Here is a 26,123-nt window from a genome sequence, read left to right on the forward strand (position 1 = left end):
AGTATTAAAAGAATTAAATTTGAATTGACAAAATATTTAAAAACACTTTATAAATTCATAACATATTATGGGCATTTTTTGGGATTTAATTCAGCAAAGCGAAATTCAGAAGCAAAATAAAAAATCAAAAAGCTTAGAAGAAAGAATATTATTATTAGAAAATGAGTTAGCGGCTACTAAAACCATTTTACACAAAACATTGGTTACTTTAGAAGTCTATTTAAAAAAAGATATTGATGGTGATGGAAAAATAGGGTAATCCATTAACAATCAATAAAATAAATTATACAATTATTTTTTACAAACTATATTAACTCTAAAAAGTTTTCATTAATTTTACACTATGGTTTTTTAATAACTTTATGGATAACTTTAATTTATATTGAAAAAATCTCTTATCCTTTTTTTCTGCATTTTTTCTATTACAGTTATCTTTGGTGAACAAAGAACTTTGTATGTAGATAATTTTATTAATATTATTGGTAGCCCCAATAAAGAAGACAAATTACTCCTCTTTGCCAAACGAAACAATTTTAAAACGCTAATTTTATATCAATTAAATAAAGTTGATAAAATTTGGAATTTAACGGATCCAAGAAAAAATAGTGTTTTAGCAGAATTTATTGATAAAGCAAAAACAAAATTTAGTATTAAACACGTTGGTGCCTCTGGCGAATCTGCTTCATTTTTTAGAGATATTATTGACCCTTACAATAATACTAGAAATAAAGCCGAAGAAAAGTTTGACATTTATAATTTAGAGTACGAATATTGGTCTAAAAAAGCATCAGGGCCAAATGGGTATTACTGTATTAATTACTTAGAAGAAAATGCTAAGACTTGCGACAGAAACGGATCTTTTAACTATTTTGTTAACAACTTAAAAGATCTAAAAAAACTTTCTCAAAACAACACTCATGCTATAAAAATAGAAGCTTATTTAGCGTACTATTCTCAAAAAGAAATTTCTACAATTGTCAATTATTGCGATCGGTTAATACTACAAACTTCTGGTAAAACACCAAAAGTATCCTACAATTTTGTTAAAAAAAGTTTATCGCTTATTTCTAAAATTAAAAGTAATATTAAGACTTCTATTTTATACTCTACTCGTATGAATCAAATGGGCTACTGGTTCAAATCTAATAGTTTGGACAAGGCTGAACAAGAATTTTTTAAAGCGATGGACGCTAATAATTATCAACTAAAAAAATCTATAAATTTAGATGGTTTTAGCTACCACACTTATTCTTTTTTAGAAAAATCAGTGAATTATTTTTCTTACACAAGAAATTAAAAATAAGGATATCTATTTACGCGATTATTCTTTACAATACACTTAATACAAGAAGCAATTCCTTACACCACTGTATTGAAATATAAAATTTTAATCAGATATGCTTTAAAGTTTCTAATTGTGATTATAACTTAGTATTTTAAAAAAATATCATCCATTTTCTAGAGAGTTATGTAATGCTAATCTGATATTTTTTTAGTATATTTGAGTATATCCCCCATTCTAATGACTAAAAAATATCAAAAAACTTTTTTATTTCTTTTATTATTGATTTGTAGTACTCTTTCTGCACAACGTGCTTTGTATGTTGATAACTTTAATTCAATTTTAGGAAATAATGATAAAGAAGATAAATTACTTTATTTTGCTCAAGATAACGGATTTACTACGCTTATTTTATATGAGTTACATTTGGTAAGAAAGAGACTACCAATTAATAACTATAAAAAAATAAGCATTCTTTCAGATTTTATAACTCTTGCAAAAACCAAATACAATGTTAAAAAAGTGGTTGCTTCTGGTGAAAACAGCGAAATTTTTTTAAACTACTTGCATGTTTATAATGAAACAAGAGAAGATAATATTGAAAGGTTTAATTCTTACAACATAGAGTATGAATTCTGGCATAAAACAAATTCTGATCTTGGAGGATATTATTGTGAAAACTACCTAAGAAAAAACAAGATTCCTTGTACTTCAGAAGGAAGTTTTAACTATTTTAAGGAAACCATAAGTGTTCTTGATTTTATAAGAAAAGAAACTAATTATCCACTAGGCATAGAAGTATATTTAGCAAATTTTGATAAAAAACAAATTTTAGCGCTAAAAAAATACGATATTAAATATAGAATTAGTGCTTATGCCAGTAATGTGGAGTTGAGTTCTAAAGAAATTAAAAAAGAGTTAAAGATTCTATCTAATTGTAATTGTCTTAAAGAAGTTTCAATTATTCTTTCTTCTGAACCCTTTTTTATGTCCGGTCATTTAAAATATAATTCTTTAGAAAAAACAGAAAAAGAATTTGAAAATTATATATCAAAATACAAAAATATCCATTTTACTGAATTTACATATTTTAAATATTCAGACCTTAAAAAGTCTATTGGTTTTGAGAAATTAAGAAGAACTGGTATAAAACCAAAATACTAGCCAGCACAAAAAGAATACTTACATATTTAATAGGTACTATTTTTCGATCTTAAATCTTTTAAGAATTGTTTATATTTGAATCGCTCTAGAAATATTTGAATTTTACAATGAAATTTCACCAACAGCTTTTCAGTTTCTTTCTCTTTATAATGTCAATCTCTTTTTGTTTTGGCCAAAAAGAATATGAAAATAGAGCCCTCTACGTAGATAATTTTGCAACTATCCTTGGTTCAAAAACTTTGGAAAATGAGCTTTTAGAATTTTCTAAAAATCATCAAATAAACACACTTATTCTTTACGATTTACATAAAGTTAACAAAAGATTTCATTTAGGTGATGTTAGTAAAAATCATTTACTCGCTAATTTTATAAAAAAAGCTAGAGTAGAATTTGGCATTAAAAAAATTAGTGCCTCTGGTGAAAGCAGTAACTTTTTTTTAAAGGCGATTCATCCTTTTAATTTATCTCGAAAAAATAAATTAGAACGGTTTGACGTGTATAATTTAGAATATGAATATTGGAACGAAAAAGAATCTTTAGAAAACGGTTATTATTGCAACAACTACCTTAAAAAGGTACAATTACCTTGCAATAGAGAAAACTCGTTTAAATACTTTATACAATCTTTATTTGTAATGAAATCTTTAGCAGAAGAATTGGATAAGAATATTGAGATAGAGGCGTATATAGGTAATTTTAATAATAATGAAGTTGAAAAAATTAGCAAACATGTAGATCGTTTATTGATTCATGATTATGTAAAAGACCCGAACAGAAACTTTATTTACATTAAAGAAAGATTAAAACTTTTAGAAAAAATAAATTCTAAAATTGATATCTCTATTTTATATTCTTCTGAGATGAATTTTATGGGTAAATGGCTAAAAGATCATAAATTACATGAAGCCGAAATTAAATTCTTTAAAAAACTAGAAGAGAGTGATATTTCTTTAAAACAACACCTTAATTTTAAAGGGTTTTCGTATTATAATTATGGATACCTAAATTATGTTAAAAGGTTACATCAACAAAGGTGATAGTGGCAACAATTAATTGCCAGAATAACTCACAAAATTTCTTGGAGTTTCGTACAAAGTGACTTTTAAATCTAGTTCTTTAGGCAGATGTTTTCTTAATTTGTTATAAGTAACAACACAAATATTTTCGGCTGTTGGATTCAAATTTTTAAACTCAACAACTTCTATATTTAAGTTTTTATGATCAAAAGCATCTTCAATTTCAGATTTTATCAAATTTTTTAAAACACCCAAATCATACACATAGCCAGTTTCTGCATCGATTTCACCTGTTAAAGAAACAATCAACTCGTAATTATGACCGTGAAAATTAGGGTTACTACACTTGCTAAAAACCTCAAAGTTTTTTTGATCAGACCAATCTTTTCTGTAAAGTCTGTGTGCTGCGTTAAAGTGTGCTTTTCTATGAACGGTAACTCTAGGCATTGGTTAATTTTTCGTAAGATTCGTTAAAAATTATCTTAAACCACTCAGTATATTCTGATGGGTTTTGTTCAATATCATCTTTCACATTTTCTAGAGACATCCATTTATATGCCTCGACTTCATCTGGGTTAATGTTAGGGACATCATCAAAATAGCCAATCATTACATGATCAAATTCGTGTTCAGTTAACCCATTATCAAAAGGCGCTTTGTACACAAAAGAAAACACTTCTTTTAAATCTGTTGTAAACCCCATTTCTTCTTGTAACCTTCTTCTGCCAGCCTCAATATTACTTTCTCCATCTCTTTGATGAGAACAACAAGTATTTGTCCATAGTAATGGCGAATGGTATTTATGCGCAGCTCTCTGCTGCAACATTAACTCTCCTTTATTATTAAACACAAATACCGAAAACGCTCTGTGCAAAAGAGCCTTTTCATGCGCCTCCATCTTAGGCATTAGGCCAATTTTCTCATCCTTCTCATCAACTAATACTACCAATTCTTCCATATTTGCAAATATAAAGCAATCAATAAGGTTTAAAACTTAAATTTATTATAAAACCATCAGGATTATCTATTCTTTTATTTTGATGATTTATATTTGAACTCTTTAAAATTAAATCGTATGAAATTTCTGTTTCGATCATTTTTCTTATTCATCTTTTTGTTTTTGTATCAATGTGATAATTCAAAAAAAGAAATCAATAAAAAGGATGTCATTCAGAAAAAATCATCACTTAAAAAAAAGATAGAAGAAAAAATTACCAAACCTTGGGATAGCTTAAATAGTAAAAATACAGAAGCTTTTTTAACAGAGTATGGCAGACAAAACCTAGAAACCAAAGTTATTATAAAAACCAAATTTGGAAACATTAAATTAAGGCTTTATAAAGATGTTTCTGTACACAGAGCCAATTTCATTTTTCTTACTAAAATTAAATACTTTAACACCACTGTTATTTATAGAGTTGCCAAAAACTTTGTCATTCAAGGTGGAAACTCAGACAATATGTACACCCAAAAACAGCGCAGAAAGTATGGTAACTATTTAATGAAACCCGAATTTAGAAAACACAGAACGCACAAATATGGTGCTTTAGCTGCAGCTAGACAATGGGAAAACAATCCTGATAAGTTATCTAGTCCATTCGAATTTTATATTGTACACAAAAGAGATGGCGCTCATCATTTAGATAACGAACACACGGTTTTTGGCGAAGTAATTTCAGGATTTGATACTATGGATAAAATATCTAAAGTAAAAGTTGGGGTTGATGAATGGCCTATAAACGACATACAAATGACGATTAAAATTTTAGATTGATAATTGCCATTCTAAAACGTATCTTTGCACCTCAAAATTTGTAAATGAGTTTTTTAGAAGAAATAGCACGTAGAAGAACATTTGGTATCATATCGCATCCAGATGCTGGTAAAACTACATTAACAGAAAAATTATTATTATTTGGTGGTGCCATTCAAGAAGCTGGTGCTGTAAAAAATAATAAAATAAAAAAAGGAGCTACTTCCGATTTTATGGAAATTGAGCGACAAAGAGGAATCTCTGTTGCTACCTCTGTTTTGGCATTTATTTATCAAAATAAAAAAATAAACATACTCGACACTCCTGGTCATAAAGATTTTGCAGAAGATACTTTTAGAACTTTAACTGCTGTAGATAGTGTTATTGTGGTTATTGATGTTGCCAAAGGTGTAGAACCGCAAACCGAAAAATTAGTTGAAGTTTGTAGAATGCGTAGTATTCCAATGCTAGTTTTTATCAATAAATTAGATAGAGAAGGTAAAGACGCTTTTGATTTGTTAGATGAAGTTGAACAAAAATTAGGTTTACGAGTAACACCTATGAGTTTCCCAATTGGTATGGGTTACGATTTTAAAGGGATTTACAATATTTGGGAAAAGAAGTTAAATCTTTTTTCGGGTGATAAAAAAACGACTATTTCAGAAGGTATTGAGTTTGATGATTTATCAAATCCTGATTTAGATAAAGCTGTTGGTGAAAGTGCTGCAGAAACTTTACGAGAAGAAATTGAATTGATAGACGAAGTTTACCCTCCTTTTCATCAAGAAGAATATTTAAAAGGAGAATTACAACCTGTATTTTTTGGATCTGCTTTAAATAATTTCGGAGTTAAAGAATTATTAGATGCATTTATCGAAATTGCGCCTTCACCTCAACCTAAAAAAGCAGAAGAACGTTTAGTAGATTCTAAAGAGAAAAAAATGACCGGTTTTGTGTTTAAAATCCACGCAAATATGGATCCTAAACACAGAGATAGACTAGCTTTTATAAAGGTAGTTTCGGGTACTTTTAAAAGAAATTCACCGTATTTACACGTTAGAAATGGTAAGAAATTAAAATTTTCGAGTCCGAATGCATTTTTTGCAGAGAAAAAAGAAATTGTAGACGAATCTTTTCCTGGTGATATTGTAGGCATACACGATACTGGAAATTTTAAAATTGGTGATACACTTACAGAAGGCGAACAATTGAATTTTAGAGGAATTCCTAGTTTTTCTCCTGAGCATTTTAGGTATGTAAACAACGCAGACCCAATGAAATCTAAACAATTATACAAAGGTTTAGATCAATTAATGGACGAAGGTGTAGCTCAATTATTTATCATAGAAATGAATGGACGACGAGTTGTGGGTACAGTTGGTGCTTTACAGTTTGAAGTTATTCAATATCGTTTAGAACACGAGTATGGTGCAAAATGTACTTACGAAAATTTAAATGTTCACAAAGCTTGTTGGGTAGCACCAGAAGATCCCAAAAACGAAGAATTTAAAGATTTTAAAAGAGTGAAACAACGCTATTTAGCCAAAGACAAACAAGGGCAATTGGTGTTTTTAGCAGATTCTGCTTTTACAATTCAAATGACGCAAAGTAAATATCCATCCGTAAAATTACATTTTACCAGTGAATTTAAAAACTAGAAATATGAAGAAATTCTTTTTAATAGGAATCATTTTCTTAAGCTTCAATAACTTTGCTCAAGAATTCAGTTTAAATGATTTACCTGGTAAAGAGCTTCACAATTCAATTCGTTTAAATTATATTTTAATTCATCAACCTTTTAATCAAGTAAGTTATCAGCTAGATCCTACTATGGGTTTTATTGGTTTAAATTACAATTTTCCTTTAAATAATTGGCTGTATACTGGTGCAGGTTTTCATACTGCTATTACTGGAGATCAAGGAGGTTTGTTTACACTCGGAATCAATTTAGGAGTAAACAGAAAAATTTATAAAAATCTTTTTTTTGATGCAAACATTCATTTTGGCGGTGGTGGTGGATTTCGAAGTTTAGTAAATGGTGGAGGAATTATGTACCCAAACATAGGGCTACAATACAAAAAAAACGGATTTTCTTTTGGTGTTCAGTATGGTTACATGAATTTTTTTACTGGAATTCAGAAGAATGATAATATTTCTTTTTTTATAGAAATTCCTACTTTAGTTAGAACAAGTTCTTACAAAAATGCGCAGAAAACATTTGTTGTTGATGACAATTTAACAGACGATTTTTGGAAAAAACCCGCCGTGAAAAGTGTGCAACAGTTAACCTTTGACTATTTTTTTCCTGTTGGAATGTCTCGTGCAGACGCTACCACAGATCCTCAATATAGACCTTTACGAGAAACATTATCTATACTAGGCTTTGAATATCAAAGATACTTAAACCCAAATACATTTGTGTATGTGCATGCAGATGCTATGTACGCTGGTTTAGTATCTGGTTTTATGGACTTATTTTTTGGTGTTGGTAAAAACCTTAAAGCAACAAAACAGATCAATTTATTTGCAAAAATGGGTATTGGTGCTGCTGGTGGTAGAATTTATCCTGAAGGTGGTTTAACAATGTATCCTAACGCTGGTTTTGATGTACGGCTATCAAAATATTTAGGGGTAAGCATTCACGGAGGTTATCACAGAGCTATTGGTGGTACATTTGAAGCATATACAGCAGGCTTTAGTTTAAAGTACTATGGTTTAAGTGGCGGAATTAAAGACCCTTTTACAGGAGAAACTGCATCAAAAATTAAAACACGAGGAATAGGTATTGGGGTTCAAAATCAAACTTATTTTAATGTCGCAAAAGATGCTGGCCCAAATGTAGATTTACAAATGATTGCCATAAAAATTCTGTACGATTTAAATAAACGTTTTTATTTTGTAGGTGAAGCTTCTTTTGCTTACGAAGGTAAATCTGGAGGTTACGCGCATGGAATTTTTGGTTTAGGTATTCGTAGTAATCCATTTTTACAAAAAAGAGTTTCTACATTTATTGAACTTTTGGGAGGTGTTGCTGGTGGTGCAGGTGTTGATACAGGAGAAGGTGTTCTGGTAAGGCCAAATGTTGGTATTAATTATCACATTAACGATAATTTAAAATTTAACATTGCAGTTGGTAGAGCCTCAACTCCTTACGGAAACGTAAATTCAACAAATTTAAATATTGGTTTTACATACGGTTTATCCATATTAAACGCAAAAAAATAATACAATTCTGATTCCTATCAGAATTCATATAAATAGATAAATTAAATATTATGAATAACGGAATTTACGCAAAATTCAAAACACCAAAAGGTGATATTTTAGTACAATTAGAACACGAAAAAACTCCTGGAACTGTAGGTAACTTTGTTGCTTTAGCCGAGGGTAATTTAGAAAACTCTTCTAAAGAGCAAGGAACTCCTTATTATGATGGATTAAAATTCCACAGAGTAATTCCAGATTTTATGATTCAAGGTGGATGCCCACAAGGAACAGGAACTGGAAACCCTGGTTATAAATTTGATGATGAATTTCATCCAGATTTAAAACACGATGCTCCTGGTAAATTAGCAATGGCAAATTCTGGACCTGCTACAAATGGTAGTCAATTTTACATTACCCACGTTCCTACTCCATGGCTAGATGGTAAACACACTGTCTTTGGTTCTGTAATAGAAGGACAAGAAGTTGTAGATGCTGTTGCACAAGGTGATGAAATGTCTGTAGAAATTATAAGAGTTGGTGATGATGCAGAGAATTTTAATGCTGTAGAAGCTTTTAGAACTTTTGAAGGAGCTAGAGAAAAACGTGAAGCTGAAGCAAAAGCTGCACAAAAAGCAATGTTAGATAAAGTTGCAGCTGGTTACGATGAAACTGAAAGTGGTTTACGTTATCAAATTTTACAAAAAGGAGATGGAAAAAAAGCTACCAAAGGAGCTAAAGTGTCTGTACATTATAAAGGACAATTATTAGATGGTACTGTATTTGATTCATCATACAAAAGAAAACAACCTATAGATTTTAACGTTGGTGTAGGTCAGGTAATTTCTGGTTGGGATGAAGGTATTCAATTATTAAAAGTAGGTGATAAAGCTCGTTTTGTAATTCCTTCTAACTTAGCTTATGGTTCTGCTGGTGCAGGAGGTGTAATTCCGCCAAATGCAACATTAATTTTTGATGTAGAATTGATGGGTGTTCAATAAAAAACACCTTTAAAAAACAAAAAAACTCCTGAAATTCAGGAGTTTTTTTGTTTATAAGTAAAATAAAATATAAACATATGTTAATAAATCAATAATATTTAGTATTTTGCTTGCCTTAGTGATGGCTACCTTTTTGTAGTAAATTAAAAATAAACATCTATCCCCCCTATAATAGATTTGTTTTTTGGGGTGTTTTGAAATTAAAAATATGCCAAGAGATAAAATTAAAAAAAGCTCTTCTCAAAGAATTTACAAACTGATGTATACCATATGTGTACTCACTGCTGGGCTAGCTTTTGTTTGTTTTGTTACAAGCGTTTCTTTAAAATTATATGGGCTATCTCTTTATCATTTTACAACTATTTTCATTTACGCATATTGTGCATATATTTCAAAAAAAGGAAATATTTATCTTTCTCGCATATTATTTTTTATCCTGCTAAACCTAGGTATTGCTTTTACAGCCTCATTTATAGGTAAAGTTGGTAGTGTAGAATATATGTTTGTATACTCTTTAGCACTCCCCTTTTCTGTTTTTTCTTTTAAAAGAGAAAAATTATATGTGTATTTATTTTCAAGTCTTTCTGGGGTTTTATGGATTATGTTAGCTATAACAGATTTTAAGTTGTTTAACAATACACCAATCGATACACATATTGCTGAAACTTATATCTATCCTATTTCTGTAATATGTACTTTTAGTGTTGTTAGTGTGCTACTTTATTATTTTTCTGTTTTAGGCGTAAAATATTATTATAAAATTCATCTTAAAAAAGAAAAAGCACTCGAAGCATCCGTTGCAAAATCAAAATTTTTAAGTACGATGAGCCACGAAATTAGAACACCTCTAAACGCGGTAATTGGCTTGTCTCATATTCTTGCTAATAATAACCCAAGAAAAGACCAAATAGAAAATATTGAAGCTTTAAATTACTCTGGAAAAACACTTTTAAACCTCTTAAACAATGTATTAGATTTTAGCAAAATGCAATCTAGTAAAATTGAACTAGATACCATACCCACTAACATTGCATATACAGTAAAACAGATACAAAAAAAACATACAGAAACTTGTAAACGTCATAAAAATATTTTAAAAATTGCAATTGATAGTGATATCCCCTTGGTACAATTAGATGTAGTTCGTTTTAATCAAGTTCTGAATAACCTCATTGCAAATGCAATAAAATTTACAGAAAATGGCACTATAAAATTATCTGTAAAAAAACAAAAAGAAACCCCAAAAACAATTAAACTCCATTTTGCAGTAAAAGATACTGGAATTGGAATTCCGAAAGAAAAACAACTTACTATCTGGAAAGCCTTTGAGCAAGCCTCTAATACCCAAAAACGTATCTATGGAGGTACAGGTTTAGGGTTGCCTATTGTAAAAAGTATTCTTGAATTGATGAATACTAAAGTTAAAATTCAGAGTAAATTGGGTAAAGGAAGTACTTTTTCTTTTGCTTTAGAACTTCAAAAAGCTGATGAAGAAAATGCAATTACATCCATAGAAAATAACACAAATAACATTAGTAATAAAAAGGTATTATTGGTAGACGATAACCTCATTAATGTAATGGTTGGCAAACAAATTCTTGAGAAAGAAAAACTAATCGTTGAAGAAGCTAATAATGGTTTAATGGCACTAAATAAGTGTAAAGACAACACGTTCGATCTTATATTAATGGACATTCAAATGCCAGTAATGGATGGCTACATTTCTTCATCTGAAATAAGAAAGTTTGACACAAAAACCCCCATTTTAGCTTTATCCGCAAATGTTTTCGTTGAGGTTAAAGATCAAATTAAAAAATCTGGAATGAACGATTTTATTTTTAAACCATTTACACCAGATGATTTAGTTGATAAAATTAAAAAATACCTCTAAAAGTGAAAAAGATATATAAAGAACATGAAAAAAAATTTCCTGAAAGAAGAATTAAGGCAATATACCTAACTTCTTTAGTTAGTTTTATAACTACCTTTTTGACTTTTATTTTAGTTTATATTTTTGGGAGTTATAAGTTGAGTTATTTTATACTATTTAGTGCTCTTGTTTTTTTAACAACAACAATCATGTCTAAATACAAAATGGCTCAAAAAGCTAGAGTTATTTTTTTATGGATGTACAATATATTTTTTACTTTTTTAGCATCTCTTTTAGGCAAAGAAGCCAGTTTAGATTTTTTCTTTATTTTTTCTATTGGTTTGCCTTACGCCTTCTTTTCCTTTAGCAGAGAAATACAAAAAATATTTTTCTTCTGCTCTCTAGCATTTATTTTTTGGCTGTTTTTATATATCACCAAATTTAAACCAATTGTACATATAGAAATTAACAACACTCTTAAAATTAGCAATATTGTTTATTACATTTCTATTACTACTACCCTGCTAATGGTTTCTTTTCAGTTAATATACTACTCATATAGTAATGCTAAAAGAAATATTAATGCGCATCAAACAAAGCAAGAAGCTATCAATGATTCAGATGCAAAATCTTACTTTTTAAGTACCATGAGTCATGAAATAAGAACGCCTTTAAACGCTGTAATTGGTTTATCTCATATTTTAAATGATAATAATCCTAGAAAAGACCAAGTAGAAAACATAGAAGCCTTAAATTATTCTGGAAAAATACTTTTAAACTTATTAAACAATGTGCTAGATTTTAGCAAAATGCAATCCACAAAAATTAAATTAGATGAAACTCCTATTGATTTATTGTCTGCCATAAAACAAATTAAAAAAGTACACGAAGCCAGCTGTTTGCAAAAGGGTATTGAAATGAACTTAGAACTAGACCATACCATTCCGTTTGTTTGGCTAGATGTGGTTCGTTTCAATCAGGTGATTAATAATTTAATCTCAAATGCTATAAAATTCACTCAAAAAGGTACTGTTACTTTACGCATAAAAAAAATACATGAAACAAAAGACACTGTTGTACAACTTTTAACAGAAATTATTGATACAGGTATAGGTATCCCAAAAGATAAACAACACACAATTTGGGAACCTTTTACACAGGCTTCTAGTACAACAAACAGATTGTATGGTGGCACAGGATTGGGTTTACCAATTGTAAAAAATATTATAGAAACAATGAATTCTGATATTTTTTTAGAAAGTACACCAGGTAAAGGGAGTCGTTTTTATTTTCATATCAATTTAAAAATTGCAACGACTAAAGATTTAGAAAAAACTGGACAAAAAAAACAATATGACTTTGAAGGTAAAAAAGTGCTTATCGTAGAAGACAACTTAATAAATGTAATGGTTGCCAAGCAAATTTTAGAAAAAGTAAACTTTAATGTTTCAGTAGCTTATGATGGTTTACAAGCCGTAAATATTGTAAAAGAACAACATTTTGATGTTGTACTTATGGATATTCAAATGCCTGTTATGGATGGCTATAAGGCTGCTAAAGAAATTAGAAAATTTAACAAATATGTTCCTATTTTAGCTTTATCTGCTTCTGTTTTTATGGAAGTAAAAAATAAAATTAAAGACTGTGGTATGAATGGTTTTATATTTAAACCTTTTGAACCCAAAGATTTATTAAATCGTTTAGAAGACGTTATAAAAGACAACTAATTCACATTTTTTAAATAGATTTTCGTATATTTAGTACAGAAAATACAACCTATGTCCGATTTCTCCCTAAGACGCACCCAAATGGTTTATACATTATCGCTAATCACCTGTGTAGTTAGCTTAAATTATATTGCTATAGGTATAAAATTGGGGTTAAATCTTTTAGTTTCTCTTCACATAATTTGTATCTCTTTTTATTTACTCTGTGCTTATTTTGCAAAAAAGAAAAACCTAATAGAATCAAGAATAATTTATTTATTGATTTTAAACATTGGCATACTTTCTTCTGCTTCTTATATTGGCCAAGAAGGTGGTGTAGAATTTACATTTATGTTTTCAATGTCTTTACCTTTTATGATTTTTTCATTTAAAAGAGAAAAAATTTTTATTCTAATTTTTTGTTTGTTGTCTATTTGGCTATGGGCATCATTATACATAACCGACTTTAATATCATTACAGATACTAAAATTAATACATATAATGCCTCCAAACTAGTTTATCCTTTATCAATAGTATCAACATTATTTTTAGTTATTTTTCAACTATTTTACTATTCTCATTTAAATTTCAGTAGTCTTTCATCCATTCATGACTTTAGAGAAGAAGCCATAGAAGCATCAAAAGCAAAATCTAAATTTTTGAGTACAATGAGTCATGAAATTAGAACTCCTTTAAATGCTGTGATTGGCTTATCTCATATTTTAAGTGATAATAATCCAAGAAAAGATCAGGTTGAAAATATTAAAGCGTTACATTATTCTGGTAAAATTTTGCTTAACTTACTAAATAACGTTTTAGACTTTAGTAAAATGCAGTCTAAGAAAATTGATTTAGATAGTATTCCTACAGACTTGCTAAGTGCTACCAAACAAATTCAAAAAATACACGAAACTTCTTGTTTAAAAAAAGGCATACAAATGCATTTAGAAATTGATGAAGATATCCCAATCATTTGGTTAGATATTGTTCGTTTTAATCAAGTAATTAACAACTTGGTTACAAATGCTATTAAATTTACTAAAAAAGGAAGTGTTACTTTACGAATAAGAAAAATAGCACAAAAAGAAGACTCAGTTACTCTACTTACCGAAGTTGAAGATACAGGTATTGGAATACCAAAAGACAAACAAGATACCATTTGGGAAGCTTTTACCCAAGCCTCTACTACAACAAACCGATTGTATGGTGGTACAGGTTTAGGACTACCGATTGTAAAAAATATTGTAAACGCAATGGGCGCAGAAGTAAAAGTTGACAGTTTACAAAACAAGGGCAGTCGTTTTTACTTTCAAATAACGGTAAAAATTGCATCATCGCAAGACTATAAAAATAATACTGTAAAAAAACAACACAATTTTAAAGACAAAACTATTTTATTAGTTGAAGACAATTTAATTAATGTTATGGTTGCCAAACAAATTTTAGAAAAAGCTGGGCTTATTATTGATGTTGCCAATAACGGTTTAATAGCCGTAAATATGGTAAAAGAAAAAAATTATGATGCTATTTTAATGGACATACAAATGCCAGTTATGGATGGTTATAAAGCATCAACAGAGATTAGAAAATTTAACACAAACACCCCTATTTTAGCTCTTTCTGCTTCAGTTTTTATGGAAGTTAAAGACAAAATAAACAATAGCGGAATGAATGGTTTTATTTTTAAACCTTTTGAGCCAAAGGATTTATTAGATAAATTAGAAGAGGTAGTGAATTCTTAAAAAATGAAAATACAACACTCAAAAAGAAGAATAAACCTTGTATTTACTATTTGTTTAGTAAATATTGGCTTTGCTATTTTGTGCACTGTAATTTCTGATATGTTTAATTTTATTTGGCTTAGAAATTATAACGCCATAAATATAATACCTTACGCAATTGCTGCAGTTTTGGCAAAAAATAATAGATTAGACCTTGCAAGAATTGTTTATTTAACAACAAGTTCTATTGGTATTGCCATTATTTCTTCTTTTGTTGGTAAAAACGGAAGTGTAGAGTTTGTATACATGTTTAACATAGGCTTGCCTTTTATTCTTTTTTCTTTTAGAAGAGAACGAATTTTTGTTACCCTTTTTATGTTGCTTCCACTAGTTTTATGGGTACTACTATTCATAACCGATTATAATTTAATAAGTTATAAGAAATTAGATCCTACAATAGCCAAAGAATTTATTTATCCTATTGCGGTTTCTAGTGCTATATTTTTAGTAGTTTTTCAGTTAATTTACTTTCTAATTATTAATAAAAAATACTTTTACAGAATAGAAAATAAGAAGCAAGAGGCCATTGATGCCTCGAATGCAAAATCTAATTTTTTAAGTACCATGAGTCACGAAATTAGAACTCCTTTAAATGCGGTTATTGGTCTTTCTCATATTTTGGGAGACAACAATCCTAGAAAAGATCAAGTTCAAAATATAGAAGCTCTTAATTATTCTGGTAAAATCTTATTAAATTTATTGAACAACGTACTAGATTTTAGTAAAATGCAGTCTACTAAAATTGAGTTAGATAATATTCCTACTGATTTGCTATCAGCTACCAAACAAATCAAAAAAATACATGAAGCCAATTGTTTGCGCAAAGGAATTCAAATGAATTTAGAAGTAGATGAAGATATACCAATAGTTTGGTTAGATATTGTAAGATTTAACCAAGTAATTAATAATTTGGTTAGTAACGCAATAAAATTTACAGATAAAGGTAGCGTTACACTGAGAATAAAAACACAGAACAAAACACAAAATAAAATAACATTACTTACCGAAGTTATTGATACTGGAATAGGAATACCGAAGAGTAAACAAAAAACCATTTGGGAAGCATTTGCGCAAGCCTCTAACAATACCAATAGGTTATATGGTGGTACAGGTTTAGGTTTACCTATTGTAAAAAGCATTATAAATGCTATGAATGCAGATGTTAAGATTCAAAGCAAAACAGGTAAAGGAAGTCGTTTTTATTTTGAAATTGATTTAGATATAGCATCAAAAAAAGAACTTAAAAGCACTCAAGAAAAGAAAATATATAATTTTAAAGATAAAAAAGTATTATTGGTAGAAGACAATCTTATTAATGTAATGGTAGGCAAACAAATTTTAGAAAAATACAAGTTTAACGTAACTGTTGTAAATGATGGAGCTGCAGCTGTAAGCATAATGAAAGAAGCCGAATTTGATGTTGTTTTAATGGATATTCAAATGCCAATTATGGATGGTTATACCGCTACTTTAGAAATAAGAAAATTTAATAAAAAAACACCTATTTTAGCACTTTCAGCCTCTGTTTTTATGGAAGTTAAAGATAAAATAAAACAATGTGGCATGAACGGTTTTATTTTTAAACCATTTAACCCTGAAGATTTATTAGATCAAATACAAAAAACATTGTATAAGTCCGTTTAAATATTTTTTCCTAATTTTATAGATTACTACCCCATTGATATTTTTGCATTTTTTGGATGTTGATTTTTGGGTGTAGATCAAAATCGAAATCAAAGCATGCTAAAATTACTTAAAAAATCAAACTCAAAAAGAGTAATAAAAATAACTTCTAGACTAAGTTTATTTTCTGCTGCATTTGGTTTTGTGGGTTTTGGATTTGGTAAATATTTAGAATTAGAAACCCTAGCCTATTTTCACTTATTTAGCGGTTTTGTTTACATAATTAGTGCCATTTTGGCACTATATGGTAAAATAAAAGCAGCTAGAATCATTTTTTTTATTTTATTAAACTTAGGCATTACAATTACTGCATCTTACATAGGTAGAGCAGGTAATGTAGAATACTTATTTTTATACAGCTTAGCACTACCTTTTACCATGTTTTCTTTTAAAAAAGAAAAAAAGTATGTGTATATCTTCTCATGTTTATCTGGTTTACTTTGGATTATTTTAAATGCTACTGATTTTAATTTACTTACCAAAAATCATTTAGATCAAGAGGTAGCTGCTACTATAGTATACCCTTTGGCGTGTATTAGTACTTTTTTCTTTGTTATCAGTCAACTCGTTTATTTTTCAAAATCGAATTTAAAATACTATTCTAAGATTTATTCAACAAGAGAATATGCTTTAGAGGCATCAGAAGCAAAATCAAAATTTTTAAGCACAATGAGCCATGAAATTAGAACACCTCTAAATGCGGTTATTGGTTTGTCTCATATCTTAAGAGATAATAAACCAAGAGAAGATCAAAAAGAAAATATTGAAGCGCTAAACTATTCTGGTAAAATCCTTTTAAATCTTTTAAACAATGTTTTAGACTTTAGTAAAATGCAATCTACTACAATTCGGTTAGATAATATACCAACAGATATTGCTTTTGCAATTAAACAGATAAAAAAAAATCACGAACCCACATGCCTAAGGAAAGGTATTGATTTATTTATTATTGTTGATGAAAATTTACCTATTGTTTTATTAGATTTTGTAAGATTTAATCAAGTTATAAATAATCTGTTATCAAACGCTATAAAGTTTACAGATAAAGGAAAAGTTACTTTAATCATAAAAAAGAAAAAATTATTAAATAATAATCAAGTTTTAATTCATACAGAGGTAAGAGATACTGGTATAGGTATTCCTAAAAGTATGCAAGAAACAATATGGCAAGCTTTTGCACAGGCATCTCATACAACAAACAAAATTTATGATGGTACTGGATTAGGCTTACCAATTGTACAAAGTATTGTAAATGCAATGGGCTCTAAAGTTAAAATTTTAAGTAAAGAGGGTAAAGGTAGTCGCTTTTATTTTGATTTAAAATTAGATATTGTTAGTGATGTTGAATTAGAAAAAACCAAAGAAAAGAAAAAATATAATTTTACCGGTAAAAAGGTTTTACTTGTAGATGACAACCTAATAAATATTATGGTTGCAAAGCAAATTTTAGAAAAAGCAAAATTACATGTATCTCAAGCCAATGACGGCTTAACAGCTGTAAATATGCTAAGAGATAATAGTTATGATATTGTTTTAATGGATATACAAATGCCCATTATGGATGGTTACACAGCCACAAAAGAAATTAGAAAGTTTAATACCAAAGTACCAATATTAGCACTTTCTGCAACCGCTTTTACAGAAATTAAAGAAAAAATTAATGAGTGTGGCATGAATGGTTTTGTTTTTAAACCCATTACACCAGATGATCTGTTGGAAGAAATAGAAAAATTTACGAATCATGTTTAATTACAGAAGAGAAAGAATATCCAAAAGACGTATTAAGCTCATTCATCACGTATCAATGTTATGTATGGTTTTGTCTTTATTATTTTCAGTAGCTTCACTTTATTTACAAGGTTATGGATTAACTTTATTTTTAATAGTAGTTGCTGCAATTTTTTATTTAATCTCTCAATTTGTAATAAAAAAACCGCATTATGCGAGATTAATGTTTATGCTTAATTTTAATATTAGTGTAGCCATTAGTGCTTCTTACTTTGGTAAAGGATCTAGTATCGAATTCTTTTTAATGTATGCTGTTGGTATTGCTTTTATTTTTTTTTCTTATAGACGTGAAAAAAAAATGGTTACATTATTTACTATATTACCCATAGTATTATGGGCAACTTTATACCTTACTAACTTTGGCTTGTTTTATTCTGATGCTGTAAATCCTGAAAATGTAAAAACAGTTATTTACCCACTTTCTATAACATTTACCTTACTTTTAGTAGCCTTTCAACTTAGTTATTATTCTTATTTAAATGCGGGTTATAGCAATAATATACATTCTAAAAAGCAAAAAGCTATTGATGTATCTAATGCAAAATCTAATTTCTTAAGCACCATGAGTCATGAAATAAGAACTCCGTTAAACGCAGTTATAGGACTTTCTCATATCTTAGGAGACAATAACCCAAGAAAAGATCAAAAGCAAAATATAGAAGCGTTAAATTATTCTGGTAAAATTCTCTTAAACTTACTCAACAATGTGTTGGATTTTAGTAAAATACAATCTACTAAAATAGAATTAGACAATGTTCCTACAGATTTGTCATCCGCCCTTAATCAAATAAAAAAAATTCACGAAACAAGTTGTATACGTAAAGGAATAACCATGCATTTATCTATTGATAAAGATATTCCTGTAGTTTGGTTAGATATTGTTCGTTTTAATCAAGTAATTAATAATTTATTAACCAATGCCATTAAATTTACCAACAAAGGCTCTGTTACACTAAGCATAAAAAAAGAAAAAATCAACGATGATAGTGTTAGGGTACTTACAGAAATTATAGATACAGGAATAGGAATACCAAAACATAAACAAGAAACAATTTGGGAAGCTTTTACACAAGCATCAAGTACAACAAATCGTTTATATGGTGGTACTGGTTTAGGTTTACCTATTGTAAAAAGTATTATTGAAGCTATGGGAGCTGATATAAAAATAGATAGTGAAGATGGAAAAGGAAGTCGTTTTTATTTTAAACTAGATTTAAAAATAGCAACTGAAAAAGATGTAAATGAAAACAAATTTAAACAAACCTATAACTTTAAAGGTAAAAAAGTTTTATTAGTAGAAGATAACCAAATAAATGTAATGGTTGGCAAACAGATTTTAGAAAAAGCCGGATTAACAGTTGATGTTGCTTACGATGGCTTGCAGGCAGTAAAAATGGTTAAAGCTAATAAATATCATATAGTGCTTATGGATATTCAAATGCCTGTTATGGATGGCTATACAGCTACTGTTGAAATTCGAAAATTCAATACAAAAATCCCAATATTAGCGCTTTCTGCCTCTGTTTTTATGGACGTAAAAAATAAAATATATGAACACGGCATGAATGGTTTTATCTTTAAACCATTTGACCCAGAAGATTTATTAAATCAAATACAAAAATTAATGCTTATTAAAAACTACTCTAAAGAGGTTTTATGATTCACCAATAACTTTTGCACATTTGGATTTTCATAAACCGTTGGAAATAATTCGTTTAAAACAATGTGATACTCATAATCTACATGCATTGCAGTAATTAAATGATTCAAACCAAAGTTTTGTTTATCTAGCATAAAAAACAATCCTGCTAAACGATATTCAATTTCAGCAAAGTTTTTATAAATCTTTTGAGCGGTAAACAAAACGGAAATTGCAGTATTAAAATCGCCTAAAAAACACAACACATCCGTAAGTGTAATATAAACTTCTAAAGCATCATCTTTTAAGGCCAAACAACGTTTAAGACCTTTTGCGGCATCTTCGTAAAAGCGCAGTTTTATTTTAATATCAGAATACCTACGCCAATACATTGCATTATCTTCATCAATTTTAATTGCTTTAGAAATATAATAAGATGCTTTCTCATAATTTGCATCATTATAGTATAAATTGGTAAGTAAAATCCACCCTCTATCTAATAAAGGATCTTCATGAACTGCTTTTTTGTAATAAGAAATGGCTGCTTCGTAGTTTTTTAGTTGTTCATAACACTCTCCTACCCTAACATACGCATAGGCTGTTGGATCGTCTAATTCTAAACTAATTCTATAATTTTCTATGGCCTCTTCATACTCACCCAAAGCTTCTAGGGTTTTGGCTTTTTCTAAATAACCACCTATAAAATGTTCATCAATTAAAACGGCATAATCAAAAGCAATTAAGGCTTCTTTAAATTGATTTAAAATAAAATGTTGCCTTCCTAATTGATGCCAAGCAACCTCACAATATGGATTTTTATCAATATAAGTATTTAAATAATTGATGGCTTCTTGATGCTCTTTTTGCATATCAAAACAGTATACAATATTGTACAAAGCAGAATAATCTTCGTAATCAACAGCAATACATTTCGTAAAATTTACGCGTGCGTTTTCAAAATCGTCTAAGTATAAATACTCCATTCCCATCAAAGACCAAACATCAACTTTATCTTCTGCAAAAGATAGTGCTTTTTTTAAATGCTCTATGGCATCTAAGTGATTTCCAGATTTAGATGCTATGGTTGCTTTTTGAATAAACACCTCATCATTATTGGGTGCTATATGTTCTATCCTTTTTAGTAAATGTGATGCTTTATCTAATTCATTCTCAAAAATAAATAATTCTACCTGAAGTAATTTTAAATCGATAGATTGTGGATGCTGCTCCAAACCCAAACTTACTGCCTTTTTAGCTAAAGAGTGTTTACCAGCATCTAAATAATAAATAATAATTTCCTCAAACTCAACCAAATCAAAAAAATATACTGAATTGGTTTTAAGCATCGATTCAAATTTCGTTAAAGACATAGCCATTTGATCAAAATAATTAATTAAATGTACTGTTTCTTAAAGTAAAAAAAAGCCTATATCAATCTTTGTTTTCAACAATTTAATTAACATTATTCGGTTTTTTTAGCTTTCTTCTTAAAAACTAAAAGTTTACAACATTATGTTATCTCTTTTTTTTTGTAATCGTTTACTTTAATTGCATTAATTATAAACCAATGTTATGCTTTACGTTTTTTAAAAAACTTATTTGTAGTCATAAATTTTTACAGAACCATTAATTTCCCTAATTTTGATTTTCAATAACTATCAACTAAAATTTGATAGGTTTCTTATGAGCAAAAAAACCTTACTTAACTCAAAAGATATTGAAATTATTCTTCACAGATTGGCTTGCCAACTGATTGAAAATCATAATGATTTCTCCAATACTGTTTTAATTGGTCTGCAACCACGAGGCGTATATTTGGCCAATAGATTGGCAGATCTGTTAAAAACAGAATACCATATAAAAGATTTGCAACTAGGTTTATTAGACATTACTTTTTATAGAGACGATTTTAGACGACGAGATGAACCTTTAGCAGCCACTTCTACAAAAATTAATTTTTTGGTGGAAGATAAAAAAGTGGTTATTATAGATGATGTATTGTTTTCTGGAAGAAGTGTTAGAGCGGCTTTAACTGCAATTCAATCTTTTGGAAGACCTAAAAACATTGAGCTATTGGTTTTAATTGATAGACGTTTTAGTAGGCATTTACCCATTCAACCCAACTATAGAGGCAGGCAAGTAGATGCTATTAACGAAGAAAAAGTATTGGTTTCTTGGAAAGAAACAAATCAAAAAGATGCAGTGTATATAGAGCAGAGATAAGATGGATAAACTAAGTGTAGATCATTTATTAGGTATAAAATATCTAAATGCAAACGATATCAATTTGATATTTAAAACTGCAGATCATTTTAAAGAAGTAATCAACAGACCTATAAAAAAAGTACCCTCTTTACGAGATATTACTATTGCCAATTTATTTTTTGAAAACAGTACAAGAACAAAACTCTCTTTTGAGTTAGCTGAAAAAAGACTTTCTGCAGATGTTATAAATTTTTCTGCAGGACAATCTTCTGTAAAAAAAGGAGAAACACTTATTGACACCGTAAATAACATCTTGGCCATGAAAGTAGATATTGTAGTAATGCGTCATGGCAATGTTGGTGCAGGTGTATTTTTATCTAAACATGTTGATGCTAAAATTGTAAATGCAGGCGATGGCACTCATGAACACCCAACACAAGCCTTGCTAGATTCTTACTCCATCAGAGAAAAACTAGGCACTGTAAAAGGCAAAAAGATTGTTATTATTGGAGATATATTACACTCTAGAGTAGCGCTTTCTAATATATTTGCACTACAATTACAAGGAGCAGAAGTAAAAGTTTGCGGACCAACTACATTAATTCCAAAGTATATTTCTACATTAGGGGTAACAGTAGAAACCAATCTTAAAAAGGCTTTAGAATGGTGCGATGTTGCCAATGTATTACGAGTACAGCATGAAAGAATGGATATTAAATATTTTCCATCAACAAGAGAATATACACAACTTTTTGGCATCAATAAAGAAATTTTAGATCATCTAGATAAGAAAATTGTAATTATGCACCCTGGGCCAATTAATAGAGGTGTTGAAATTACCAGCGATGTAGCAGACTCTAAACAATCTATTATTTTAAATCAGGTTGAAAATGGTGTGGCAATAAGAATGGCAGTGATTTATTTACTCGCTCAGCAGATTAAAAGATAACAAGAATAAAAATCGTATTCATGCAAATCATAAAAAAAAATAAATACACGTTAATTTCTTCGGATGAAAACTCGTTTACAGATTTCTATGCTTCGTTTTTAAATACCTTGCCACAGTTAGAAAAAGAGCACATTATTATTGAAATTTCTAATAAAATTAACATAAAAAAAGAAGATTTTTTATTATTTTTAGCAACAGCAGAACAAAAAAAAGATAGTGGCACATCTTTTGTTATTATAAATGCCATGGTTAACGTAGATGATTTACCTGAAAACTTAAACATTGTTCCTACTTTAATTGAAGCTGAAGACATTTTAGAAATGGAAACCATGGAAAGAGAACTCGGATTTTAAAGCCCAAAGAATGAATAAAAAATTACTTTTTATATTTTTTTTATTATTTACTTTAGTTAATTTTTCGCAACAAAAGCCAATTGCTGAATTATCTGCAGTACCAAATCCGTTTACAAATTCTACAAAAATAACTTTTAAAGCAAACCATAAAAGTCAAGTTGTTTTTACCGTAAAAAATGTTTTAGGAAAAACAGTACATACCCAAAAAATTGAAGCTTTAAAAGGAAAAAATTCAATTCCATTTTTCAAGGGTGACTTAGCTACAGGAATATATATTTATACCCTACAAGACAAAAAATATTTTATTTCTAAACGTTTTGTAATTCAATGAGTTTAAACCTTACTATTTTAGGTTGCCATTCTGCAACCCCAAGAGCTAATGCTTTTCCTACAGCACAGTATTTAGAAATAAACAATAGGCATTTTTTAATAGATTGTGGTGAAGGTACTCAGCGACAAATGCGAAAATATAAAGTGGGTTTTACTAAAATAAACCATATTTTTATTTCGCATTTACATGGCGATCATTTTTATGGTTTAGTAGGTTTACTATCTACTTATGGTATTTTAAGTAGAGAAAAAGAATTGCATATTTATGGGCCAAAAGGCATTAAAGATGTAACACTTTTACAACTTAAAATTTCTCAATCGCATGCAAAATATCCTATTATTTTTCACGAATTAACATCTAAAAAAAGCGAGTTAATTTTGGAAGATGAAAAAGTAATTGTAAAAACAATTCCTTTAAACCACCGTGTTTATACAAATGGATATTTGTTTACCGAAAAAGACAAGCCTAAAAAACTGCATATAGACAATATTAATAATTACGATGAAATAGATAAAGCAGATTATAATAATATTAAAGCCGGCAAAGATATCACCTTATCAACTGGAGAAATTATTTCTAATTCTGAATTGACATTGCCTCCCAAAAAACCATTAAGCTTCGCATTTTGTAGTGATACTGTGTATAAGCCAGATATCATTCCAATTATTAAAAATGTAGATTTATTGTATCATGAGGCTACTTTTTTAGCAGATAGAGCAGATTTAGCAAAAAAAACAAAGCATGCAACCTCTAAACAAGCAGCCCAAATTGCTAAAGATGCGGCTGTTAAACAACTTGTTATTGGGCATTATTCAGGACGATATAAAGATATTTCACTATTTCAAAAAGAAGCTCAAGAAATTTTTACAAATACAGAGCTAGCTGAACCTGGTAAAAAATTTAAAATTAATGCGAACCAAGAAGATAAATGCCTTATATAATCAAATTTTTGAGACATATCCTAATGTAGAAATTGAGGAGCATATCAAAAAATTAATTGAACTCGATTTTTTCTATCCATACAACGCTACATTTTACTGCATCACAAATACGGTTCATCAAAACTTTGAGTATGTCAGTAAAAATTTTAGTGCATGCACTGGTTTGTCTAGAGAAAAAATGATGCAAGGGGGTATGGATTATTTCTGGTCTCTTTTTCATCCTGAAGACATTAAACTTTGGCTTAAAAGCTTACACAATTTAATGACGTTTACCATGACTGAGTTAAATGACGAACAACGTAAAAGAATGAGTTACACTTGGAATTATCGCATTAAAAATGCTAAAAACGAATATGTAAATATCATTCAAAATACAACTCCTTTACAATTTGATGAAGCCAAAAAACCAATTGTAGGTATGGCTCATTACACTGTTTTAAACGGTAATGTGGCTATGGATATTTGTGCAAGTGCAAAATACTTAAACGAAAACAACGAGTACGAAACATTGTTTTATCAAAATGTATCTAATGCCAAGTTATTAGGGCTTATTAGTAATAGAGAACGAGATATTATTAGATTAATTATTACAAAAAACACAAGTGAGGCTATTGCTAAAAAACTAAATATTAGCATACATACTGTAAATACACACAGAAGAAATATTTTAAAGAAAATAAATATCAACTCTACATACGAATTGATTAGTTATTTTAAAAGTAATCCTAAATTATTGTAAAACTTATCTACCATTTATTTTCAATACAATTTAAAAAAAATGAGCAGATATAGTAATTCGTTTTAAACTCAACTAATAAGCCCAAGAAATTAATTAACGTAAAAAATGGGTAAAACAAACAATATAAAAGCAAGATTACTCATTATGAGTATTGTTTTATATTAAACAGACTACTACTTTTGTGTGATATTCTTACAGGATAGATTGGTTTATTCTATTAAACAAAAGCGATTTATATAGCACACACAATATTTGAAGAAGAAAATGAAATCTCCCAAACAGCCAATCTATCTTGTTTTTTATTTAAAATTGATTAGTAGATAACAACACCAAAGTACACGCAATTTCTGATTCAATATTATTTTCTTCTAGCAATTTTACAAACTTTGTATTTTCTGTTCCTGGGTTAAATATGACTCTTCTTGGTTTTAAACTTATAATATAATCGTAATAGTCTTCTTGCCTTTTAGGGTTAAGATATAAAGTAACCGTGTCAATATTTTTATAGGGTTGTTTTTCATCATCAATAATTACATCTAAAACCTTCGCTTTTTTTAAACCCAAAGCAACAGTTGGTACTTTTTTGCCTATTAACTTTTTAATAGCCATATTAGAATATCTATTAGGGTTTGTTGATGCACCAATAACTAATGTACTTTTTTTCATGTTGTTAATAATATTTTGAAAAGTATTACGCCTATAACAAAGATAAACTTT

At 28.9% G+C, this 26,123-nt stretch carries 24 protein-coding genes; 20 read left to right on the forward strand and 4 right to left on the reverse strand.

Annotation, left to right across the window (positions count from 1 at the left end; all coding sequences use genetic code 11):
• The first annotated feature begins 67 nt into the window (after positions 1–67).
• The 4 genes from ACW9UN_RS07095 to ACW9UN_RS07110 all read left to right on the forward strand — a co-directional run bounded on the left by ACW9UN_RS07095 (position 68) and on the right by ACW9UN_RS07110 (position 3,483).
• Entirely contained in the window at positions 68–259 is a 192-nt protein-coding gene (locus ACW9UN_RS07095; protein ID WP_459485244.1) for a hypothetical protein, read from the forward strand.
• Between the two features lie 123 nt (positions 260–382).
• Positions 383–1,297, forward strand: a complete 915-nt coding sequence (locus ACW9UN_RS07100) for a hypothetical protein (protein ID WP_459485246.1) — start codon at positions 383–385, stop codon at positions 1,295–1,297.
• Between the two features lie 225 nt (positions 1,298–1,522).
• On the forward strand, positions 1,523–2,446 hold the full coding sequence (locus ACW9UN_RS07105) for a hypothetical protein (protein ID WP_459485248.1): 924 nt from the start codon (positions 1,523–1,525) through the stop codon (positions 2,444–2,446).
• 149 nt (positions 2,447–2,595) lie between these two features.
• The gene (locus ACW9UN_RS07110; RefSeq protein ID WP_459485250.1) at positions 2,596–3,483 is read left to right on the forward strand and encodes a hypothetical protein; all 888 of its coding nucleotides are present in this window, start codon (positions 2,596–2,598) and stop codon (positions 3,481–3,483) included.
• A gap of 12 nt (positions 3,484–3,495) precedes the next feature.
• Here the strand turns inward: ACW9UN_RS07110 and ACW9UN_RS07115 are convergent, their stop codons facing one another.
• Together ACW9UN_RS07115 and idi are read right to left on the reverse strand one after the other, a co-directional pair.
• Positions 3,496–3,909, reverse strand: coding sequence for a 6-pyruvoyl trahydropterin synthase family protein (locus ACW9UN_RS07115; RefSeq protein ID WP_459485252.1), 414 nt, complete (start codon positions 3,907–3,909; stop codon positions 3,496–3,498).
• Entirely contained in the window at positions 3,902–4,420 is a 519-nt protein-coding gene (gene idi, locus ACW9UN_RS07120) for an isopentenyl-diphosphate Delta-isomerase (RefSeq protein WP_459485254.1), read from the reverse strand. Before idi ends, ACW9UN_RS07115 begins: the two co-directional genes overlap by 8 nt.
• A gap of 117 nt (positions 4,421–4,537) precedes the next feature.
• Between idi and ACW9UN_RS07125 the strand changes: the two genes are divergently transcribed.
• The 10 genes from ACW9UN_RS07125 to ACW9UN_RS07170 all read left to right on the forward strand — a co-directional run bounded on the left by ACW9UN_RS07125 (position 4,538) and on the right by ACW9UN_RS07170 (position 19,909).
• Positions 4,538–5,236 (forward strand): peptidylprolyl isomerase, encoded by a 699-nt coding sequence (locus ACW9UN_RS07125; protein WP_459485256.1) that lies wholly within the window; start codon positions 4,538–4,540, stop codon positions 5,234–5,236.
• 44 nt (positions 5,237–5,280) lie between these two features.
• Complete coding sequence (locus tag ACW9UN_RS07130; RefSeq protein ID WP_459485258.1) at positions 5,281–6,873, forward strand: peptide chain release factor 3; 1,593 nt, start codon at positions 5,281–5,283, stop codon at positions 6,871–6,873.
• A 4-nt stretch (positions 6,874–6,877) separates the two neighbouring features.
• Positions 6,878–8,440, forward strand: a complete 1,563-nt coding sequence (locus ACW9UN_RS07135) for a hypothetical protein (protein ID WP_459485260.1) — start codon at positions 6,878–6,880, stop codon at positions 8,438–8,440.
• Between the two features lie 50 nt (positions 8,441–8,490).
• Positions 8,491–9,420 carry a peptidylprolyl isomerase gene (locus tag ACW9UN_RS07140; protein WP_459485262.1) on the forward strand — a complete coding sequence of 310 codons (930 nt, stop codon included), beginning with the start codon at positions 8,491–8,493 and terminating at the stop codon, positions 9,418–9,420.
• A 208-nt stretch (positions 9,421–9,628) separates the two neighbouring features.
• Positions 9,629–11,311, forward strand: coding sequence for a response regulator (locus ACW9UN_RS07145; protein WP_459485264.1), 1,683 nt, complete (start codon positions 9,629–9,631; stop codon positions 11,309–11,311).
• A gap of 188 nt (positions 11,312–11,499) precedes the next feature.
• The gene (locus ACW9UN_RS07150; RefSeq protein WP_459485266.1) at positions 11,500–13,017 is read left to right on the forward strand and encodes a response regulator; all 1,518 of its coding nucleotides are present in this window, start codon (positions 11,500–11,502) and stop codon (positions 13,015–13,017) included.
• 258 nt (positions 13,018–13,275) lie between these two features.
• Positions 13,276–14,739: an ATP-binding protein gene (locus ACW9UN_RS07155; protein WP_459485268.1), complete on the forward strand. Its 1,464-nt coding sequence runs from the start codon at positions 13,276–13,278 to the stop codon at positions 14,737–14,739.
• 3 nt (positions 14,740–14,742) lie between these two features.
• A complete protein-coding gene (locus ACW9UN_RS07160) occupies positions 14,743–16,422 on the forward strand; it encodes a response regulator (protein ID WP_459485269.1) in 1,680 nt (559 codons plus the stop codon).
• A 96-nt stretch (positions 16,423–16,518) separates the two neighbouring features.
• Positions 16,519–18,210: a response regulator gene (locus tag ACW9UN_RS07165; protein WP_459485271.1), complete on the forward strand. Its 1,692-nt coding sequence runs from the start codon at positions 16,519–16,521 to the stop codon at positions 18,208–18,210.
• Positions 18,203–19,909, forward strand: a complete 1,707-nt coding sequence (locus tag ACW9UN_RS07170; RefSeq protein ID WP_459485274.1) for an ATP-binding protein — start codon at positions 18,203–18,205, stop codon at positions 19,907–19,909. Before ACW9UN_RS07165 ends, ACW9UN_RS07170 begins: the two co-directional genes overlap by 8 nt.
• Here ACW9UN_RS07170 and ACW9UN_RS07175 read toward each other — a convergent pair.
• Positions 19,888–21,258 carry a tetratricopeptide repeat protein gene (locus tag ACW9UN_RS07175; protein WP_459485276.1) on the reverse strand — a complete coding sequence of 457 codons (1,371 nt, stop codon included), beginning with the start codon at positions 21,256–21,258 and terminating at the stop codon, positions 19,888–19,890. The genes ACW9UN_RS07170 and ACW9UN_RS07175 overlap by 22 nt on opposite strands.
• A 313-nt stretch (positions 21,259–21,571) precedes the next feature.
• Between ACW9UN_RS07175 and pyrR the strand changes: the two genes are divergently transcribed.
• Genes pyrR through ACW9UN_RS07205 form a run of 6 tightly spaced genes read left to right on the forward strand, consistent with a single transcriptional unit; the run spans position 21,572 to position 25,406 of the window.
• Entirely contained in the window at positions 21,572–22,111 is a 540-nt protein-coding gene (gene pyrR, locus ACW9UN_RS07180) for a bifunctional pyr operon transcriptional regulator/uracil phosphoribosyltransferase PyrR (protein ID WP_459485277.1), read from the forward strand.
• 1 nt (position 22,112) lies between these two features.
• Positions 22,113–23,042: an aspartate carbamoyltransferase catalytic subunit gene (locus tag ACW9UN_RS07185; protein ID WP_459485278.1), complete on the forward strand. Its 930-nt coding sequence runs from the start codon at positions 22,113–22,115 to the stop codon at positions 23,040–23,042.
• A gap of 20 nt (positions 23,043–23,062) precedes the next feature.
• Positions 23,063–23,395: a hypothetical protein gene (locus tag ACW9UN_RS07190; protein WP_459485279.1), complete on the forward strand. Its 333-nt coding sequence runs from the start codon at positions 23,063–23,065 to the stop codon at positions 23,393–23,395.
• 10 nt (positions 23,396–23,405) lie between these two features.
• Positions 23,406–23,726 carry a T9SS type A sorting domain-containing protein gene (locus ACW9UN_RS07195; protein WP_459485281.1) on the forward strand — a complete coding sequence of 107 codons (321 nt, stop codon included), beginning with the start codon at positions 23,406–23,408 and terminating at the stop codon, positions 23,724–23,726.
• Positions 23,723–24,667, forward strand: a complete 945-nt coding sequence (locus ACW9UN_RS07200) for a ribonuclease Z (RefSeq protein ID WP_459485283.1) — start codon at positions 23,723–23,725, stop codon at positions 24,665–24,667. The genes ACW9UN_RS07195 and ACW9UN_RS07200 overlap by 4 nt, the downstream gene beginning before the upstream one ends.
• Positions 24,636–25,406 (forward strand): LuxR C-terminal-related transcriptional regulator, encoded by a 771-nt coding sequence (locus tag ACW9UN_RS07205; protein WP_459485284.1) that lies wholly within the window; start codon positions 24,636–24,638, stop codon positions 25,404–25,406. The genes ACW9UN_RS07200 and ACW9UN_RS07205 overlap by 32 nt, the downstream gene beginning before the upstream one ends.
• A gap of 303 nt (positions 25,407–25,709) precedes the next feature.
• Here the strand turns inward: ACW9UN_RS07205 and ACW9UN_RS07210 are convergent, their stop codons facing one another.
• Positions 25,710–26,072, reverse strand: a complete 363-nt coding sequence (locus ACW9UN_RS07210; protein ID WP_459485285.1) for a CoA-binding protein — start codon at positions 26,070–26,072, stop codon at positions 25,710–25,712.
• Between the last annotated feature and the right edge of the window lie 51 nt (positions 26,073–26,123).

This window comes from Polaribacter litoreus (assembly GCF_054584775.1).

Excerpts from the sequence above, each read along its gene's own strand:
- ACW9UN_RS07095 (WP_459485244.1), top strand. The coding sequence starts at position 68 with ATGGGCATTTTTTGGGATTTAATTCAGCAAAGCGAAATTCAGAAGCAA.
- ACW9UN_RS07105 (WP_459485248.1), top strand. The coding sequence starts at position 1,523 with ATGACTAAAAAATATCAAAAAACTTTTTTATTTCTTTTATTATTGATT.
- ACW9UN_RS07110 (WP_459485250.1), top strand. The coding sequence starts at position 2,596 with ATGTCAATCTCTTTTTGTTTTGGCCAAAAAGAATATGAAAATAGAGCC.
- ACW9UN_RS07115 (WP_459485252.1), bottom strand. The coding sequence starts at position 3,909 with ATGCCTAGAGTTACCGTTCATAGAAAAGCACACTTTAACGCAGCACAC.
- idi (WP_459485254.1), bottom strand. The coding sequence starts at position 4,420 with ATGGAAGAATTGGTAGTATTAGTTGATGAGAAGGATGAGAAAATTGGC.
- ACW9UN_RS07125 (WP_459485256.1), top strand. The coding sequence starts at position 4,538 with ATGAAATTTCTGTTTCGATCATTTTTCTTATTCATCTTTTTGTTTTTG.
- ACW9UN_RS07130 (WP_459485258.1), top strand. The coding sequence starts at position 5,281 with ATGAGTTTTTTAGAAGAAATAGCACGTAGAAGAACATTTGGTATCATA.
- ACW9UN_RS07135 (WP_459485260.1), top strand. The coding sequence starts at position 6,878 with ATGAAGAAATTCTTTTTAATAGGAATCATTTTCTTAAGCTTCAATAAC.
- ACW9UN_RS07140 (WP_459485262.1), top strand. The coding sequence starts at position 8,491 with ATGAATAACGGAATTTACGCAAAATTCAAAACACCAAAAGGTGATATT.
- ACW9UN_RS07145 (WP_459485264.1), top strand. The coding sequence starts at position 9,629 with ATGCCAAGAGATAAAATTAAAAAAAGCTCTTCTCAAAGAATTTACAAA.
- ACW9UN_RS07150 (WP_459485266.1), top strand. The coding sequence starts at position 11,500 with ATGTCTAAATACAAAATGGCTCAAAAAGCTAGAGTTATTTTTTTATGG.
- ACW9UN_RS07160 (WP_459485269.1), top strand. The coding sequence starts at position 14,743 with ATGAAAATACAACACTCAAAAAGAAGAATAAACCTTGTATTTACTATT.
- ACW9UN_RS07165 (WP_459485271.1), top strand. The coding sequence starts at position 16,519 with ATGCTAAAATTACTTAAAAAATCAAACTCAAAAAGAGTAATAAAAATA.
- ACW9UN_RS07170 (WP_459485274.1), top strand. The coding sequence starts at position 18,203 with ATGTTTAATTACAGAAGAGAAAGAATATCCAAAAGACGTATTAAGCTC.
- ACW9UN_RS07175 (WP_459485276.1), bottom strand. The coding sequence starts at position 21,258 with ATGTCTTTAACGAAATTTGAATCGATGCTTAAAACCAATTCAGTATAT.
- pyrR (WP_459485277.1), top strand. The coding sequence starts at position 21,572 with ATGAGCAAAAAAACCTTACTTAACTCAAAAGATATTGAAATTATTCTT.
- ACW9UN_RS07185 (WP_459485278.1), top strand. The coding sequence starts at position 22,113 with ATGGATAAACTAAGTGTAGATCATTTATTAGGTATAAAATATCTAAAT.
- ACW9UN_RS07190 (WP_459485279.1), top strand. The coding sequence starts at position 23,063 with ATGCAAATCATAAAAAAAAATAAATACACGTTAATTTCTTCGGATGAA.
- ACW9UN_RS07195 (WP_459485281.1), top strand. The coding sequence starts at position 23,406 with ATGAATAAAAAATTACTTTTTATATTTTTTTTATTATTTACTTTAGTT.
- ACW9UN_RS07200 (WP_459485283.1), top strand. The coding sequence starts at position 23,723 with ATGAGTTTAAACCTTACTATTTTAGGTTGCCATTCTGCAACCCCAAGA.
- ACW9UN_RS07205 (WP_459485284.1), top strand. The coding sequence starts at position 24,636 with ATGCGAACCAAGAAGATAAATGCCTTATATAATCAAATTTTTGAGACA.
- ACW9UN_RS07210 (WP_459485285.1), bottom strand. The coding sequence starts at position 26,072 with ATGAAAAAAAGTACATTAGTTATTGGTGCATCAACAAACCCTAATAGA.